Here is a 16907-nt window from a genome sequence, read left to right on the forward strand (position 1 = left end):
TTACTTCACCAATAAATGCTGACGATGCAGGGCGTTAGTTATGTATCGATACCAATGATCGGATATTTTTGCTTTTTCATCAGACCATTCAATATAGCCACGGCTTTCAAAAAAGCGCAACGTGCCAATAACTTCGGGGATGGTTAGTTGGGTACATTCAGATAACTCTTCAGGTGTCGATATTTCCAACTGCACAATTGAGCGTAGAATTGCCAACATAGGTTTTGGCATTTTTTCGAGTTCTTCTGCTTCTGGCGCTTGGAACAGACGAACAACAACCTCATTGGTTTTTTGATCTTGTCGTAACGATAATCTAAAGAAGCGCAGGGCAACCGTCGGGTTACCATCAGAATAATGCCAAAGTATTCGGTAAAATCCTCGTCTAGCACGTTCTTCTTCGGATAAATCATCTTGATCCCATTGTTTGGGAAGATTTAAATCACCAAACGAAACAGGGTTTTCAATCTCATGATTTAAACGAGTATCCAATAACTGGGATATTTGCGTTTCAGTCCAACGCGGCATAAATACCACTAAATCAAACAGAAGTCGTTCACCACGCGCTCTATCCACAAAACGCCAACTGGATTTTTCGATCGCCATCATTATGCGATGATTCTTTTTAGAACGACGCATTAAATTGGTAAACTTCATTAAACCGGTTAATCCACCCACCATAGGTTTAACCAAGCGCTGGGCATTATCCACCGCAATTAAGTAACAGGTTTCACTTTTGCGTAAATATCCCAAGATCTGAATATCCGTTGATTCTCGGCTTAACCCTAGTTGTTCAGCTAATTCAGCCATCAATTCACTGTAACCGGCATTAGGGCAGTTTAAGTAAATTGGTTGAGCATTATTGACTCTATATAAAACCTGCTTGAGTAAGGTTGTGGTTCCAATGCCTCGTTCGCCCGAGATAACACACATAGCAGGGCTATCCGACAAAATATATTTAGACAGTTGCTTGATCTCATCAGCGGCATAACTAATCAGTTCACTATCTTCTTTACCCGGCAAAATATAATTATATATATCATCACCTTTTAATTTTACTAAATTGGTATTTTGCCCGCCATTATCATTTTGTTTAGCCACTTCGATTCTAAATAAGTAGGCCAGAGCTTGACTAAAAAAGGCATATTGTGAAAGGGCTGCGATGGCAAATTGTTTTAAATTACGGGATATAATCCAAAAGGTCATGATCGCCGCACAAACAGTAGAAAGCCCAAATTTATCCTTGTTGCTGATCGCCCAGCGAGCCCATACAGGGTGATCCAATTTTTGATGATTTTGACTAAATACATAAGGTTTCCACTTACGCAAAACCAATATGGTGATTAAAATAAACCATAAGAATAATAGGCTTGATACCCAATTATAAATAGTCCCTTCACCAATGGTGGTTTGGGCAATTTGTAAAATCACTCCTGCACCAATGGCACTCCAAACATAATAACGAATGGTCGATAAGCGGATAGTGGTAATTTCTTTAGTCGTATTGCGGCTGTTTCGATAAGCAAACTCTAAAATGAATTTAACCGCAATTGAGCCGCCTAAAATCCACCAAGTGAAAATATCGAGGAATTTGACATGTTGCAAACTTGGTAATGTGGCAAGAATATCCAAAGATATAGTTATAGCAATCAACCAAGCAATAGGGCGGTTTGCTTTACTGATATACCAAATAAAGCGTACCAGTAATGTGGGTTTTGAGGCTGTTTCTAAATTGGTTTGACGGAACTGTTTAATAATGTTGTTACTATTACGTAGCCACCAAGTCAGCGCTAAATAGACAAGAAATAATTTGACCAACATGGCAATGACAGGAACAGGGGAAATAGTCAGATCTTTTAAAAATGCTTTAAAACTTTGATATTGAAAAAAGATAAGGTATTGAGTATTCAGCTGAGTTAGATGTAGTTCAGCTTTAAACTGAGTCACACCATAAGGACCAAACCCAGTAAGCTTTTGTTGAACATTTCTATTGGCGAGTTTAAGTAACCGTTGCTTAGATTGGCTAAAACTGTGTAATGATAAATAATACTCTTGAACTTCAACCCAAGTCGATTTATCGCCATGACGTCGGTATTGAGTTAACGTTTGCTCAAACTCACCGGTTCCATGATCGATTTGGTACAGTGTGGCCGATAATAATTCATCGACTTTTTGATGATCACTGGCCGACATAAATAACCGCTCTGGAAGCGCTTCAACATCTTCTGCAATGTGTTTCGCTGCTGATGAAACCTCCGGTTGCTTATCTGAAGTAGGAGTTGGATTCCATTCAGCGTGTACCGCAAATGAGGATACCATCAAGATTAGACAAAGAAAACGGTAACATTTACCCATAAAATTCACTTTTAAATGGTTGATAGAACAAGTATTTAATCTAGATAATATACTATATTCAAATAACTTTGGTATATAGATGATAATCATAGTCGTAATTTATCGCGGAATAGCTACTTTTAGCTCAAACAGCCACTCAGCTCACGTTGAGAAGATCATAAATATGAGAAATAGGACTCAGAGATCAAAACAGTGTTGTTATCCTCATAATAAAAGAGGTAAATTAGATCCAGTTTAAGGTCGAACGGCACATTTTAAAGGACAGAGCATGAACTTCCCATATCAAAATATTGTCATTTTAACCGGTGCGGGCATCTCTGCTGAATCCGGTATTCAAACCTTTCGTTCACAAGATGGCTTATGGGAAAATCATCGGATTGAAGATGTGGCGACCCCTGAAGGCTACGATGCAAATCCAAAACTAGTTCAAGAGTTTTATAATCAACGCCGTCGAGGGTTAAATGATCCCGCTATAAAACCTAACTTAGCGCATTTAGCCTTAGCAGAGCTAGAAAAGCTGTCGAGTGGGAAAGTTACGGTTATTACCCAAAATATTGATGATCTACATGAAAAAGCCGGCAGCCAACATATTATTCATATGCATGGTGAATTACTTAAAATTCGTTGCCCTGAATCCAATCAAGTACTTGAACATAATGAGGATTTACATACAGAAGATCTGTGTCATTGTTGCCAAATCCCCAATCCGTTAAGGCCACATATCGTTTGGTTTGGCGAAATGCCGCTGCGTATGGCTGAAATATATTCTGCCATTGAAGAGGCTGATTTATTTATTTCTATCGGTACATCGGGTGTTGTCTATCCTGCGGCAGGGTTTGTGCACGACGCTCGCATGCATGGCGCTCACACCATAGAATTGAATTTAGATCCAAGTGCAGTTGAAAGTGAATTTGCTGAAAAGCGTTATGGTAAAGCAAGCATTGAAGTGCCAAAGTTAGTCAGTGAGCTGTTAGCAGACGAAGAATAAATAACGATCAAAATAAGCCGCTTAATATGACGAAATTCTGCTGTATAGCCAAAGAATAAGATGAGTATCAACAAAAAGCCCGCATTTATTTACGGGCTTTTGGTATTAATAACTCAAACGATATTTATTATTTGAAGCCGAATTACATATCGACTTTTAATTTTTGGAAGTACTGTTCATACAATACATTCGCGTCACCAACATCGTTTTGCCATTCGCCACTATCAAAGACTTTTTGAGGTGGGAACACATCGGGATCTTCCACAAAATCTTTTGGTAATAATGGGTAAGCGGCTTTCACTGGCGTTGGGTAACCAATTTCTAATGCAATTTTAGCCGCATTATCTGGACGCAATAAGAAATCAATCATCTTATGCGCAGCATCGACATTTTTAGCACCTGTTGGAATGGCTAAACTGTCCATCCAGAAGATAGTACCTTTTTCTGGCCATACGACATGAATAGGTGCGCCATCTTTACGCGCCGCATAAGCAGAGCCATTCCAAATCATACCGAGTGATGTTTCACCCGCCATATAAGGATTAGCAGGGTTATCCGAGTTAAATACTAATACGTTTGGCATCAGTTTTTTCAACTCTTCGTAAGCTTGCTTAATTTCGTCAGGATTGGTGGTGTTACCCGAATAGCCCAGTTTTGTCAGTGCAACTTGGAATACTTCACGTGGGTCATCGGTCATCATTAATTGACCCACCCATTTCGGATCCCATAAATCACCCCATTTGTGGAAGCTATTTTTATCCAGCATATCAGTGTTAACACCAATACCGGTTGCGCCCCAAATGTACGGGATCGAATAGTCATTACCTGGATCAAAAGGTTTATTTAAATAATTTGGATCTAGGCCATCAAAATGCGTCAGTTTCGTTTTATCGAGTTTTTGTAACATGCCTTCTTTGCGCATTTTAGACACAAAATACGTTGAAGGCACCACAAGATCGTAACCTTTACCTTGGGTTTTCAGTTTCGCATACATGGATTCGTTAGACTCGTAAGTCGAATAGATAACCTTAATGCCAGTCTCTTTGGTAAATTCTTGTAATACTTCGCTTGGAATATACTCAGACCAGTTATAAAAATAGAGTTCTTTATCATTCGCTTGCGCATAGCTCGTCGTTAATGAGGCAGCAAGCGTTGCGCCTACAAGTAACTTAGACCATGGTTTCATTTATGTCTCCCAATAGGTATGTCGATATTAAAACAGAGTGAAGTATACCCAAGTAACTTCAAGCTGCAAGTTTCCGCGAGAATATAACGGGTATTTTTAAAAGTGTTATTGATAAATAAAACACCAATAGAAAAAATCCGCGAATGGCTTTGATACCAGAAATCCGCGGATCTAAATACAGTTGAAACAGATAATTATTTGATTTTATCGCGGGCTAAAAGCTGAGAGATCATCACTAATAATAATGACACACCTAACATAACAGTGGCTAATGCATTTACTTCAGGTGAAATGCCGACCTTCACCATAGAATAAATCTTCAGTGGTAAAATTTCATAGCTTGGGCCAGTGACAAAAGAACTGATGATCACATCATCCAATGACAGGGTAAAACTCAATAGCCAGCCGGCGGCAACCGCAGGTTTGGCAAGTGGCAATATAATGCGTTTTAAAATCACCCATTCACTGGCACCGAGATCTTTGGCGGCTTCTAGCATTTTTACATCAAAACCTTTCAAACGGCTGTAAACCGTTACCACCACAAAGGGTAGGCAAAAGGTAATGTGTGAGATTAATAGCGTTAATAACCCTAACTGGAAGCCAACTACTAAAAATAAGGCCAATAATGAAATGGCCATCACAATATCAGGTGACATCATGACAATGAACAATAAACCATTAACCACGCCTTTGCCTTTAAATTGATAGCGAAAGAGGGCGACGGCCGTCAAACTTCCAATAATAGTGGCAGCAGTCGAAGAAATGACTGCAATGGTGATCGAATGACCAGCGGCTTGGATCAAGCTATCGTTATTGATTAAGTCGTAATACCATTTGGTAGTAAAACCATCCCAACGCATGCCGAATCGGCTAGCATTAAAAGAATTCGCAATTAACACCAAAATTGGCAGATATAAAAACAAATACACCAGACTCATAAAGCTGGATTTGGCGACTTTGGTGCCGACATTGTTGCTCATCAATCTAACTCCGCTTTTTTATTGAGTAACTTACCGGCGCGATAATAGGCATAAATCATTAAGGCCATCAATAAAGTCAAGGCAATACTGGTTGCCGCGCCAAATGGCCAATCGCGCGCATTCAGCACTTGGCTTTTGATCACGTTACCAATCAACAAGTTCTTTGCACCGCCCAACAAATCAGACACATAAAACATACCTAAAGCAGGCAATAATACTAATAAGCAACCACCAATAATGCCTGGCATGGTTAAAGGCAAAATGACTTTAATTAAGGTTTGAAGTTTATTGGCACCAAGATCTCTTGCCGCTTCAATATAACTACGATCGAGCTTTTCAATCGCAGAATACAAAGGCAAAATCATAAAGGGTAGTAGGATGTAAACCAGACCAACCATGACCGCAACTTCGGTGTACATGATCCGAAAAGGATGTTCAATCAAACCGATCGCCATTAAGCTTTTGTTGAATATACCTTGGGTGCCGAGCACTACTTTTAATCCGTAAGTCCGGATCAGCGAATTAGTCCAAAATGGCACAATCACCAAAAAAAGCATAATAGGGCGCATTTTTTCCGGCATTTTTGCCACAATGTAAGCAAAAGGATAACCGATGACTAAGCACAATCCAGTCGCCACCATCGCCATATACAAAGAATGCCACATCACTTTGGCATAAAGCGGATCAACTAATCGAACGTAGTTGTTAAGATTAAAGGTTAGATCAATTAAATTCGCATCGTCACGAGTTAAGAAACTAGTCACAATAATCATTAAATTTGGAATGAAAACAAACAGCATTAACCATGACACAATTAAGAACACGATGCTGTTTTGAAGATTAATTTTCTTCATCATGATGTTACTCAGCGCCTGCAATAGATTGAAGGGTTTCCGATTCATCAGGAAGCACCACTTCCCAACTTTCTACCCAAGTAATCGAGACTTTTTGACCAATTGAGTGGTCAACATCTGGGTCGTCTTCATTAAAGAATTCACTCACCATCACTCGCATGCCTGATTCTTCTAACTCAACTACAGAATCTAACGTCATGCCTTTATAGGTACGCTCGGTAACATGGCCTACAATGCCGTGATCTTCCGATTCTTTGATTTCTTCAATCCGAATATCTTCAGGGCGGAGCAATACCTTTAATTCTTGTCCTTGCTGCACCGGCTTTTTAAAGTGCACCACCGATTCGCAGCCTTCAATAGAGGCGAGAATAGTGTTGTCGTCAATCCGACGGATCACAGTGGCATTAAATACGTTGATCTCCCCAATAAAGCTCGCCACAAATAAATTACTTGGTTCTTCGTAAATTTCACGCGGAGAGCCATCTTGTTCGATCACGCCATCGCGCATCACAATAATGCGATCCGACATCGAAAGGGCTTCTTCTTGATCGTGAGTAACAAAAATAAAGGTAATGCCAAGCTGGCGCTGCAACTGTTTTAATTCCAACTGCATTTGTTTACGCAGTTTGTAATCAAGCGCAGACAGGGATTCATCAAGCAACAATACTTTCGGTTTATTCACCACCGCACGGGCAATCGCAATGCGTTGTTGTTGGCCACCCGATAATTGGTGAGGCTTTCTTTGCGCCATGCTATCAAGACGCACCATTTTTAAAGCATCAAGTACCCGAGTTTCAATCTCAGCACTTGCCACTTTTTGCATCCGTAAACCAAAAGCAACATTTTCAAATACAGTCATGTGAGGAAATAAAGCGTAGCTTTGGAACACAGTGTTGACGTGACGTTTCTCTGGTGGGAGTTGGGTAACATCCTCATTGGCAAGCAGCACACTGCCAGAGTCAACGGTTTCAAAACCGGCGATCATGCGCAGCACCGTGGTTTTTCCGCAGCCTGAAGGGCCTAAAATCGTTAGGAATTCGCCATGATTTACATTCAGATCAAGGTTTTCAATAATGGTTTTACCATCGAAAGCCTTACTAATGCCAGTCAGTTTTATTACTGTTTCGCTGCGCGAGTGTTCAACATTCAATTTCTGTATTTCTCCCTAAAGAAAAGCAAAATTAGGTGTAAAAATTTGAGGGCGAATAATAGTCGCCATTGCAGACAATTCCTAGTAATTTTTGAGATAAAGAGCGTGTAGAAAAATGACCAAAATAGAAATACTGCTTAAATATGTGCTGCATTATCCTCTATTGTGGTAGTGAATTCAAAATCTGACTCAGAATTGTGCCAAGAAATCGCTTTTAATACTGATATTTCGATAATTTTACAAAATGAAATGGATTAAAAATGCCGGAAACTCGCATCTTGATGTGGCATGGGTATAATGTGCGCCATAAGCAAATTTGCAGTGGTTTGGATATATATCGATGAATGTTGATTTAGATAAAGAATTTAATGTTGGTGGAAACCTCACAACGGCCCTCAATGGTCAATATGAACTCAAAGCGAATGCCGTGATTAAAGAAGCATGGCAACTCACGATTAAGAATTTCCTTTCCTTCTCACCAACCATTGTGCTGTTACTGGTATTACAAATTGTAATTTTTGCCATTGCTTTAAAATTACAGCTTGGCGATCCTAGTGTCATTTTGCAGCTATTTACCGATCCTAGCAATATGGCTCAACACCAAAACATTTTTGACGCCGCCATTATTGCTAACTTCAGTTATGAAATTATCAGTGCGCCGCTTTATGCAGGTGTTTGTTTAATGGCAATGAGTCACTCAACCGGATTTAAAACTCAACCTCGCCACATGCTAAAAGGGCTGCAATACACCATTCCTCTTATGGTGATGACGGTACTTGCTCTATCTCTACAAGGGATCGGCGGGATGATTATTCCTTTTGTCTCGTTGTATTTATCAATGGCATTTAGTCACGCCCCGTTACTGATTTGCGAAAAACAAATGACACCATTAAAAGCATTATTAATGTCATTTAGAGCGGTAAACAAAAAGATACTGCCGTTGATCTCCATTTACATCTTAGTGTTGATGATGTTTTTTGCTGCCGCCTTATTCTACGGTGTAGGTTTAATTTTTGTGTTGCCATTCTATTTTCATGTCAAAGGGGTTCTTTATCGTGAAATGTTTGGTATCCGCTTAAAAGTCACATCAGGCGGTGGCAATAATCCGCCACCGAGTAATGGACATAAACAATCAAAGGTATTTGAAGCATGATGAAAAAATTAATAATGGCAGCCATCATTTTGGTTTTTTGGGCGGTTTACTATTTTCAAAATCACTATACTCCAAGCGACTCCAAACCTAAGGCCAAAGTGGAAAAAGTAACAAAAGTTAAAACTGAGCACGTTGATATTGATAAAAAAAAACGAAAATTTTATAATCGACTTCGTCCTGGTTTTGAGAAAGAAAACCAACGAGTCAGTAAGGAAAGAAAACAAATCTTGGCCATGGAAGCGTCACTTACAACAAATGATGTGAGTTCGTCACAGCAAAAAACTGCTCGAAAACTGGCCGATATGTATAATGTTGAATTACCAGCAGATGGTATTAACCAACAATGGGTGGATGATATGTTGTTGCGTGTCAATATTTTGCCTGAAGCATTAGTGTTAACACAAGCGGCGAATGAGTCTGCATGGGGGACGTCACGTTTTGCCAAGAAAGCTAATAATTTCTTTGGTCAATGGTGCTATAGCGAAGGTTGTGGCGTAGTTCCTTTACATCGAGTTGAAGGTGCAACTCATGAAGTGGCAAAGTTCGACAATGCCCAAGCCTCTATCCATGCCTATTTTATGAACATGAATCGCAATAACGCTTATCGTTCTTTACGTGATATTCGTCAAAAGTTAGCGGATGGTAATAAAGACTTAGCCTCAATGGCAACAGCGCTTAAGTTAACCGATGGCTTATTAAGTTATTCAGAACGAGGCCAAGATTATGTCAACGATTTACAAGGTATGATCACCCATAACCATACTTATTGGAAGCATCAATAATGCATCAATTAAAACGCCTTGCGCTGACTGCGTTAGTGACTTGTATGTTATCTGCACCGGTTAATGCTCAGCAATATCGATTTAATTATTCCAAATTATTTACTCAGATGAAAAACAACGCCGAAGAAGGCCACCCAGATATCAAGGTCGCTTTTTTCTTCCAACAACATGCATCGAGCAATATCTGTAAAATTGATAAAGCGTGGATGGAAAAAGAAGAGCATTACGAAGAGTTTGTGATTCCCGCAAGCCAAGAGCTTATTGTTCCACTGGATAACAATTTGCGTAAAGTGGCACCTCTGGTTTATATCAATACTGAAGAGGGGAAACAATGTGACTTTTCTATGGTCGTGATGACCAAACAGCCTTTATCTGGTGATGTGAATTACGACCAAATTAAACGTTTAATGCCACAGATGGACAAAATGCTGGATGATCTTGGTGGTATGTTCTCAAGTTGGTTCTCACCGGATGTGATTGGTTTAACGCTTGAATTTAGCGACCTAGGCAATGGCATTATTCCGGTGACTAACGGGCGAGATATCTCTATTGTTCAGGGTAAAGCTTTGGTTAAACTTGCTGATTTGAAACCTGATGCCGTGTTACATCTTCCCAAAGCCACGTTTAGAACACTGCCTTTGGTTGAAAAAAACTAAAAGCTTTCATCTGATCAAATACAAAAAAAAGCGGGATTGACAATTAATGTCAGTTCCGCTTTTTTATAACCTGTTTATTGTTTATAAAACAAGTTTATACATTGGTGATGTCTAACTGCAGTTTAGGATCGAAGTTCATTACATCTTCATCTGGCGTGGTATTGATTGGCATTTCTTCTTTATCAAAACCAATATCACCACCGTTGATAACCCCTGAATCGCGATCAATCGATTTAAAATCAAATAGATTGTGGTCTGTTAAATGGCTTGGTACAACATTCTGTGTGGCTTTAAACATGGTTTCAATACGACCTGGGAATTGCTTATCCCAATCATTGAGCATCTGCTTAATATTTTGGCGTTGCATGTTTGGTTGTGAGCCACATAGATTACAAGGAATAATAGGGTAGTCACGTAAGTTAGAGAACTTGATGATGTCTTTTTCTCGGCAATAGGCTAACGGACGGATCACAACATGCTCTCCGTTATCAGAAACCAGTTTCGGCGGCATCGCCTTTAATTTACCGCCATGAAACATATTCAAAAATAGCGTTTCTAAAATATCATCCCGATGATGACCTAATGCAATTTTCGTCGCCCCTAGCTCTTTGGCAGTGCGGTATAAAATCCCGCGACGTAAACGCGAACATAAAGAGCAGGTGGTTTTACCCGGCTCAAGCTTCTCTTGCACGATAGAATAGGTATCTTCGGTCACAATTTTGTATTGCACACCTAATTGTTCAAGGTAGGCCGGCAAGATGTGTTCAGGAAAACCCGGTTGCTTTTGATCCAAATTTACCGCAATAAGTTCGAAATTAATCGGTGCGCTTTTCTTTAGGCCCATCAAAATCTCAAGCATGGTAAAGCTATCTTTACCGCCCGATAAACACACCATAATACGATCGCCATCTTCAATCATATTGTAATCGGCAATCGCCTGGCCGGTATTACGACGCAGACGCTTTTCCAACTTATTTAAGTTATTTTGCTGCGCTTTAATGATCGCGTCAGATTCAAATTGGGCGGATTTATTTTGATTCGAACTCATGGAGGGAGACCTTAACTTACTTAAATACTGTCAATGCAATCATTAGACACAACAATGAAGGCGGTATGATACCCACAAATAGCAAAAGAGCAATACAGACTGATTGCTCTTTTGTTTTTTTTAACTGCCTAACTTAGGGGCTGTTGATCTTTCGTGATTAAATTTTGTTCGAGATAAAAGCCTTTTAATCAAGGCAAGTCGATTGAAGCCTAGTTATTCTAAGTAAATGAGACTTGACGAAGAGTAAAAGGCTTTTAGCCGAACCCTTCGGGCTGCGTTTGTTGGTCTTTTCTACTTCGTCATCGGCTTTTCGTGTAGCCAGCTACACCACAAAGCCTCTTCCTTGTATAAAAACCCAACAATTCGCAGCAAAAACAACCACGAAAGATCAACAGCCCCTAGTTAACCGTTAATTATTAGGATCAAGCGGGCTAATGTAACCATGAGGTTTTAGCGCCAGAATATCGCAATTAATTTTATCAATCACATTCTCAGCAGTATTACCAATAAACACCGCCGATAACCCGGTTCGTCCCGTTGTCCCCAATATCACCAGACCCGCATCAACTTCTTTGGCAATCTTAGGGATCACATCCTCTGGCAAACCTTCTAACACCCGAGTATGTTCCTCATCGATGCCGTAATCTTGTCTTAATTTCTTCATCGCGGTCAAATGAAAACCACGCACTGCATCGGTATAAGAGGTAGGATCAAATTCTGGCAACTCAACCGTAATATTGGCAGGAGTGACAGGATAAGAATTGGCTAAGTAAACCTCGGCTTTTAATGGTTTAGCAAATTTCTTCGCTTGCTCTGTCATATAATGATTAAGCGACACATGCGCTTCACTTTCTGAGCCGACATGCACAGAGGCAACAATACTGCCATTGGCTGGCCAATCATGATTTTTCACCAACAATACTGGGCATGGCGATTTACGCAATAAGTGCCAATCGGTTGGAGTGAAAAATACCGATTCTAAAGTGTCATGTTTTCGAGTCGCTTTTAATAATAGATCGTGATTACTGGCAAAGACTTCGGCAATAATCGCTTCAAACGGTCGATGATGCCAAACCACTTTTACTTTGAACTTAACGCCTTTGGTTAAATAGGGCGCTGCCACTTTATTCATCCATTCTTCTCGTTGCTGGATCACGCCACGGCGCATTGCATCGCGTTCATCCGATGACAACATTGAGGTCATATCATAAGAAAAATCGTAAATAGATAAAAAGAATGTGATTGGCGGCGGAGTAGGAAGACCTTTCACAATTTGAAATGCGCGTGCCAATGCCGATTGCTCAGTATTGTTGATATCCGCCACAACTAAAATATTTTTATATTCATCCATAATAGCTCTCCCATAACAGCAATGTTTAGTTAGCCGAGTTAAAGTATTGATTAACCTTTATATTAACTGTAGCTGAAACTTGGCATTTTATTAAGTGTGGAGATCAATATTTTACAAACAAAAAGACCGAATAGTGTGACTATCCGGTCTTTTAAGTATTTGATTATTAAAAATAGCGGTTTGAATACGGTGACGGGGTAATGGGTTACTCGCTAACCACACCTGCTAATTTTTGCAGTTCATCATGATCATTAATTGTGATGTACTTACCTTTCACGGTGAGGATATCACTTTTTTGAAAACGACCTAATAAACGACTGATGGTTTCAACCGTTAAACCAAGGTAATTACCAATATCACCACGAGTCATGGTAAGGCGGAACTCACGAGGAGAAAAGCCACGTTGGGAGAAACGCGTTGATAGGCTATACAGGAAAGCAGCTAAACGTTCTTCGGCATTTTTCTTAGAAAGCAGCAGGATCATATCCTGATCGCCTTTAATCTCATGGCTCATTAAGCGCATAATTTGTTGGCGTAATTTTGGCATTTTACCCGATAGATCGTCTAATGTTTCATACGGTATTTCACACACCATCGACGTTTCTAGTGCTTGAGCAAAGCTTGGGTGGGCATTTTTATTAATTGCATCAAAACCAATTAAATCACCCGTAAGATGGAAGGCGGTAATTTGCTCATCACCTTGCTCGGTAATGGTGTAGCTTTTAATCGTGCCTGAACGAATCGCATATAATGACTTTAACTCATCGCCAGCTTTGAAAATTTCTTGACCTTTTTGAACCGGTTTTTTACGTTCAATGATCTCATCCAATTGGTCTAATTCGGAATCATTTAGAGTAAAAGGAATGCATAACTGACTGATACTACAATCTTGGCAGTGAATAGCACAACCGCCAGATTGGACACGTTTCGTTTTAGGATTATCTGAAATCATAAATTACCGAGCATTATAGTTGATATACATCAATATTTTAGCAGTTTATAAGCTTAAAGGATAGATGAAAGTGCTACGCGGTGACGTTTATAGCCAACAATATGATATTTTTTAATTGCTTATAGGGAAGTTTCAGCAACTATAATAATTTTGAAATAGATTGATGCAGTTGAAATGCGCCATAAGTGAGCAAAATAACCGCACCGACACGACGAACAATCAATAATCGCAACCAAGTTTGCAGCTTTCCTGTACTGATCCCAACCATAAACATAAAAGGCAATGTCCCTAATCCAAAGGCTAACATCACTAATGCCCCTTGTTTGGCGCTGCCTGCCGCTGCCGACCACGTCAACATTGAATAGACCATACCACAAGGCAACCAACCCCAGATAAAACCAAATGGGATGGCGTAGAGCGGGTGTTTAATAGGAAGGAGTTTGTTGCCTACTGGTGAGATATACTTCCAAATAGATTGGCCAGCACTTTCGATATAAGTTAGGCCTTGCCACCATTGCCCAATGTACAAAGCTAAACAAATCATAAAGACAGCAGAAACAATGCGCAACCAGACTAATGGGCTGTTAATACCAGAATACTGGGTTATGGTTGAAAAAGATCCACCAATGATAGCGCCAATCAAAGCATAACTGGCCACACGTCCTAGATTATAAAAAAGCGGGTTTAACCACGTCGACTTAACATTGGTTTGACCTAAGTTCATCAGGCCAGCGATGCCGCCACACATTCCCATACAATGGCCAGCACCTAAAATACCAATTAAAAATGCGGCGATCCAATCTTGAGTCATTTTATGCTGTTATCCGAATCATTAGTGTTATGCGTTTTTTTCGTGCTAATGGTGTCTTCTGTATCATCATCAAATAAAATATTGTGCCCTTGACGATCAAGATCATCAAATTGGTCACTTTTGACTGCCCATATAAAAATCGCAACCGCTATGCACACAAATACGATGGCTATCGGAATTAATATATACAAGCTTTCCATTATTTTATTAACCTTAATGAGTTAGTCACCACGATGATTGAACTTAACGACATACCGACTACCGCAATATAAGGCGCAACTAAGCCCATCACCGCCAGCGGTAAGATCACCAAATTATAGCCTAACGCCCAAGCTAGATTTTGCCTGATAATCTTTCGGGTAAATAGGGCTAATTGCCTCGCTTCGAGAATTTTATTTAACTTATCGCCTAATAACACCATATCTGCCGATGCTTTCGCCACATCCGAGCCGCCGCCCATTGCAACCGACAAATGCGCACCCGCTAAAGTAGGCGCATCATTAATGCCATCGCCAATCATCAATGTGACTTGGTTTTTATTCAGCCTGTTTAAATAGGCTAACTTATCTTCCGGTTTAGCTTGGCAAACGTAATCTTTGATCCCAAGAGAATTGGCAGTTTTTTGAGTGCTCGATTGCGTATCTCCGGTCAAAATAGTGATGTCGATACCAGTATCTTGGATTGCTTTAATAAAATCTGGCGTTTCGGGGCGAATAGGGTCGTTGTACTCAAACCTGGCCATCAATTGCCCATTCGATGACAAGTAAATCGTTGGCGCTTGATGCGTAAGCGCGGTTTGATCTTCATTCAAAAGGGATGGTTCAAAGGGCGAGTGATTATGATCTTGCGCAAAACTGAGGTTGCCAATACGCCATTGTTCTCCTTGATATTGCCCAGATAAACCCGAACCAATCACATTGTTGACTTCAGTAAAGGCAATCTCGCTATCTTTATACTCATTAAAGGCATGAGCAATAGGATGATTAGCAAATTGCTCTAAACTTGCCGCAATGGCTAAGCAATCTGCTTCTGTCAGATTTTGCTGCAACGCGAATGGTGTTAAGGTCACTTTATTAATATGGATATCACCCGCAGTAAGTGTGCCTGTTTTATCGACTACGATATGATTGACCTTACACAAGGTTTCAAATACATGCCCTTTACGCAATAAAATCCCAAGACTACTTAAGCGAGAGGTAGCGCAAGTCACCGCCGTTGGTGTCGCTAAAGAAAGGGCGCAAGGACAGGTTGCCACTAAAACCGATAACATGATCCAAAAAGCAGATTCAGGTTGGTATTGGTGCCAATAAAGCCAAGTAAATAGGGCAATAAGTAAGATCACGGCAACAAAGTACTTCGCCACATGATCGGCCACTTCGGCTATTTTGGGCTTAGAGAATTCCGCTTCATCTTGCAAACGAACAATATTCGAGATCACTGAATCGGCTTTATGACAGGTCACTTCGAGATCAAAGGCCTCATCAACATTGATGGTTCCAGCAAACACGAAATCTCCAAGCTGTTTTAATACCGGAATCGATTCACCGGTTAACATCGATTCATCAACTTGTGTGATTGAACGAGTCACTTTCCCATCGGCTGGAATATGCTCTCCCGGCAGCACCCGCACACAATCGCCAATTTGTAAGCTTCTGACCGGTATTTGTGTGCCATCAATCTTGCGCGCCATCGCAGGAATTAATTTCAATAAGTTAGCACTAGCCGTTGCCGCTTTACGCCGTGCTCGCATTTCGAGAAAGCGCCCAATCAGTAAGAAAAAAGTAAACATAGAGATAGATTCAAAGAAGACTTCACCTTTGCCGGCCACGGTTGCCCATACACTGGCGAAGTAGGCAAAGATCAATGCAATCGAAACTGGGACATCCATACCTAAAGTACGCGCTTTTAAACTGCGCCAAGCATTGGTATAAAAAGGCTGGGCAGAATACAGTAAAACGGGAGTGGCAAAGATTAAACTCACATAGCGTAAATATTGCTTAAATTCATTATCCAGATCAGAAAATACTTCAAAATATAAAGCAACTGCCAGCATCATCACTTGCATAGTGGCTAAACCTGCGACGCCTAAGCGATACAAGTATTGCTTCATCATTTGGTGATAGTTTTCTTCTTGTTTATTGGGTTCAAAGGGGGCTGCTTTATAACCTAATTGATGGATGGATTTAAGTAATTCGCTGAGTTTGGTTTGAGTATCATCCCAGCATAAAATGGCGCGACTGGTGGTAATATTGACTCGAATTTGAATAACACCAACCGCTGAACTTAATTGCTTTTCAATTAACCAAGCACAAGCAGCACAAGATACGCCCTCCAGTGACAGTGTCACCTCTGCAGTGTTTGCACTGTGCCGAACAAACTCACTTTGTACTTCTTTATTATCGTAATGAATCAGCTCTTTAAGTTGTTCAGGAACAAGATCGGCTTTTTCGGCAGGCGCGGTGCGGTATTGATAATAAGAGACTAATCCACTGTCTAAGATAGTCTGGGCCACCGATTGGCAGCCTGGACAACACATTTCTCGAGACTGGCCGAGAATTTCAACGTTAAAGCTGGCTTTATCTGGTACTACATCACCGCAGTGATAGCACGCTTGTATCGTCGGTGCTTGTGTCATTCATGTTCC

The 16907-nt window shown here is 40.4% G+C and carries 15 protein-coding genes; 4 read left to right on the forward strand and 11 right to left on the reverse strand.

What is annotated here, in order from left to right; genetic code table 11:
* Window positions 1-2352, reverse strand: a complete 2352-nt coding sequence (locus GFB47_RS05830; protein ID WP_153447121.1) for an ATP-binding protein — start codon at window positions 2350-2352, stop codon at window positions 1-3.
* A 268-nt stretch (window positions 2353-2620) separates the two neighbouring features.
* On the opposite strand from GFB47_RS05830, the gene cobB reads away from it, so the two are divergent.
* Window positions 2621-3340, forward strand: coding sequence for a Sir2 family NAD+-dependent deacetylase (gene cobB / locus GFB47_RS05835; RefSeq protein ID WP_153447122.1), 720 nt, complete (start codon window positions 2621-2623; stop codon window positions 3338-3340).
* 142 nt (window positions 3341-3482) lie between these two features.
* On the opposite strand, the gene GFB47_RS05840 is transcribed toward cobB, so the two are convergent.
* From GFB47_RS05840 to potA, 4 genes are all read right to left on the reverse strand, one after another.
* The gene (locus GFB47_RS05840; protein ID WP_153447123.1) at window positions 3483-4526 is read right to left on the reverse strand and encodes an extracellular solute-binding protein; all 1044 of its coding nucleotides are present in this window, start codon (window positions 4524-4526) and stop codon (window positions 3483-3485) included.
* 194 nt (window positions 4527-4720) lie between these two features.
* Window positions 4721-5506: a spermidine/putrescine ABC transporter permease PotC gene (potC, locus tag GFB47_RS05845; RefSeq protein WP_153447124.1), complete on the reverse strand. Its 786-nt coding sequence runs from the start codon at window positions 5504-5506 to the stop codon at window positions 4721-4723.
* Complete coding sequence (gene potB, locus GFB47_RS05850) at window positions 5506-6363, reverse strand: spermidine/putrescine ABC transporter permease PotB (protein ID WP_153447125.1); 858 nt, start codon at window positions 6361-6363, stop codon at window positions 5506-5508. The genes potC and potB overlap by 1 nt, the downstream gene beginning before the upstream one ends.
* 4 nt (window positions 6364-6367) lie before the next feature.
* Complete coding sequence (potA, locus tag GFB47_RS05855) at window positions 6368-7519, reverse strand: spermidine/putrescine ABC transporter ATP-binding protein PotA (RefSeq protein WP_407701697.1); 1152 nt, start codon at window positions 7517-7519, stop codon at window positions 6368-6370.
* 331 nt (window positions 7520-7850) lie between these two features.
* Between potA and GFB47_RS05860 the strand changes: the two genes are divergently transcribed.
* The 3 genes from GFB47_RS05860 to GFB47_RS05870 are packed head-to-tail and all read left to right on the forward strand — an operon-like array spanning window position 7851 to window position 10101.
* The gene (locus GFB47_RS05860; RefSeq protein WP_153447127.1) at window positions 7851-8663 is read left to right on the forward strand and encodes a hypothetical protein; all 813 of its coding nucleotides are present in this window, start codon (window positions 7851-7853) and stop codon (window positions 8661-8663) included.
* A complete protein-coding gene (locus tag GFB47_RS05865; protein WP_153447128.1) occupies window positions 8660-9445 on the forward strand; it encodes a glucosaminidase domain-containing protein in 786 nt (261 codons plus the stop codon). Before GFB47_RS05860 ends, GFB47_RS05865 begins: the two co-directional genes overlap by 4 nt.
* A complete protein-coding gene (locus GFB47_RS05870; RefSeq protein ID WP_153447129.1) occupies window positions 9445-10101 on the forward strand; it encodes a DUF2987 domain-containing protein in 657 nt (218 codons plus the stop codon). Before GFB47_RS05865 ends, GFB47_RS05870 begins: the two co-directional genes overlap by 1 nt.
* Before the next feature lie 94 nt (window positions 10102-10195).
* Here the strand turns inward: GFB47_RS05870 and ttcA are convergent, their stop codons facing one another.
* The 6 genes from ttcA to GFB47_RS05900 all read right to left on the reverse strand — a co-directional run bounded on the left by ttcA (window position 10196) and on the right by GFB47_RS05900 (window position 16898).
* Window positions 10196-11149: a tRNA 2-thiocytidine(32) synthetase TtcA gene (ttcA, locus tag GFB47_RS05875; protein ID WP_153447130.1), complete on the reverse strand. Its 954-nt coding sequence runs from the start codon at window positions 11147-11149 to the stop codon at window positions 10196-10198.
* A gap of 409 nt (window positions 11150-11558) precedes the next feature.
* Window positions 11559-12500: a universal stress protein UspE gene (gene uspE / locus GFB47_RS05880; protein WP_153447131.1), complete on the reverse strand. Its 942-nt coding sequence runs from the start codon at window positions 12498-12500 to the stop codon at window positions 11559-11561.
* A 205-nt stretch (window positions 12501-12705) separates the two neighbouring features.
* Window positions 12706-13452: an FNR family transcription factor gene (locus GFB47_RS05885; protein WP_153447132.1), complete on the reverse strand. Its 747-nt coding sequence runs from the start codon at window positions 13450-13452 to the stop codon at window positions 12706-12708.
* Window positions 13453-13591: 139 nt separating this feature from the next.
* On the reverse strand, window positions 13592-14263 hold the full coding sequence (locus tag GFB47_RS05890; protein ID WP_153447133.1) for a sulfite exporter TauE/SafE family protein: 672 nt from the start codon (window positions 14261-14263) through the stop codon (window positions 13592-13594).
* Complete coding sequence (gene ccoS / locus GFB47_RS05895) at window positions 14260-14463, reverse strand: cbb3-type cytochrome oxidase assembly protein CcoS (protein ID WP_153447134.1); 204 nt, start codon at window positions 14461-14463, stop codon at window positions 14260-14262. The genes GFB47_RS05890 and ccoS overlap by 4 nt, the downstream gene beginning before the upstream one ends.
* Window positions 14463-16898: a heavy metal translocating P-type ATPase gene (locus GFB47_RS05900; RefSeq protein ID WP_153447135.1), complete on the reverse strand. Its 2436-nt coding sequence runs from the start codon at window positions 16896-16898 to the stop codon at window positions 14463-14465. The genes ccoS and GFB47_RS05900 overlap by 1 nt, the downstream gene beginning before the upstream one ends.
* Window positions 16899-16907 lie beyond the last annotated feature (9 nt).

The organism is Vibrio algicola, assembly GCF_009601765.2.
Lineage (GTDB): Bacteria > Pseudomonadota > Gammaproteobacteria > Enterobacterales > Vibrionaceae > Vibrio > Vibrio algicola.

Excerpts from the sequence above, each read along its gene's own strand:
- GFB47_RS05830 (WP_153447121.1), bottom strand. The coding sequence starts at position 2,352 with ATGGGTAAATGTTACCGTTTTCTTTGTCTAATCTTGATGGTATCCTCA.
- cobB (WP_153447122.1), top strand. The coding sequence starts at position 2,621 with ATGAACTTCCCATATCAAAATATTGTCATTTTAACCGGTGCGGGCATC.
- GFB47_RS05840 (WP_153447123.1), bottom strand. The coding sequence starts at position 4,526 with ATGAAACCATGGTCTAAGTTACTTGTAGGCGCAACGCTTGCTGCCTCA.
- potC (WP_153447124.1), bottom strand. The coding sequence starts at position 5,506 with ATGAGCAACAATGTCGGCACCAAAGTCGCCAAATCCAGCTTTATGAGT.
- potB (WP_153447125.1), bottom strand. The coding sequence starts at position 6,363 with ATGATGAAGAAAATTAATCTTCAAAACAGCATCGTGTTCTTAATTGTG.
- GFB47_RS05860 (WP_153447127.1), top strand. The coding sequence starts at position 7,851 with ATGAATGTTGATTTAGATAAAGAATTTAATGTTGGTGGAAACCTCACA.
- GFB47_RS05865 (WP_153447128.1), top strand. The coding sequence starts at position 8,660 with ATGATGAAAAAATTAATAATGGCAGCCATCATTTTGGTTTTTTGGGCG.
- GFB47_RS05870 (WP_153447129.1), top strand. The coding sequence starts at position 9,445 with ATGCATCAATTAAAACGCCTTGCGCTGACTGCGTTAGTGACTTGTATG.
- ttcA (WP_153447130.1), bottom strand. The coding sequence starts at position 11,149 with ATGAGTTCGAATCAAAATAAATCCGCCCAATTTGAATCTGACGCGATC.
- uspE (WP_153447131.1), bottom strand. The coding sequence starts at position 12,500 with ATGGATGAATATAAAAATATTTTAGTTGTGGCGGATATCAACAATACT.
- GFB47_RS05885 (WP_153447132.1), bottom strand. The coding sequence starts at position 13,452 with ATGATTTCAGATAATCCTAAAACGAAACGTGTCCAATCTGGCGGTTGT.
- GFB47_RS05890 (WP_153447133.1), bottom strand. The coding sequence starts at position 14,263 with ATGACTCAAGATTGGATCGCCGCATTTTTAATTGGTATTTTAGGTGCT.
- ccoS (WP_153447134.1), bottom strand. The coding sequence starts at position 14,463 with ATGGAAAGCTTGTATATATTAATTCCGATAGCCATCGTATTTGTGTGC.
- GFB47_RS05900 (WP_153447135.1), bottom strand. The coding sequence starts at position 16,898 with ATGACACAAGCACCGACGATACAAGCGTGCTATCACTGCGGTGATGTA.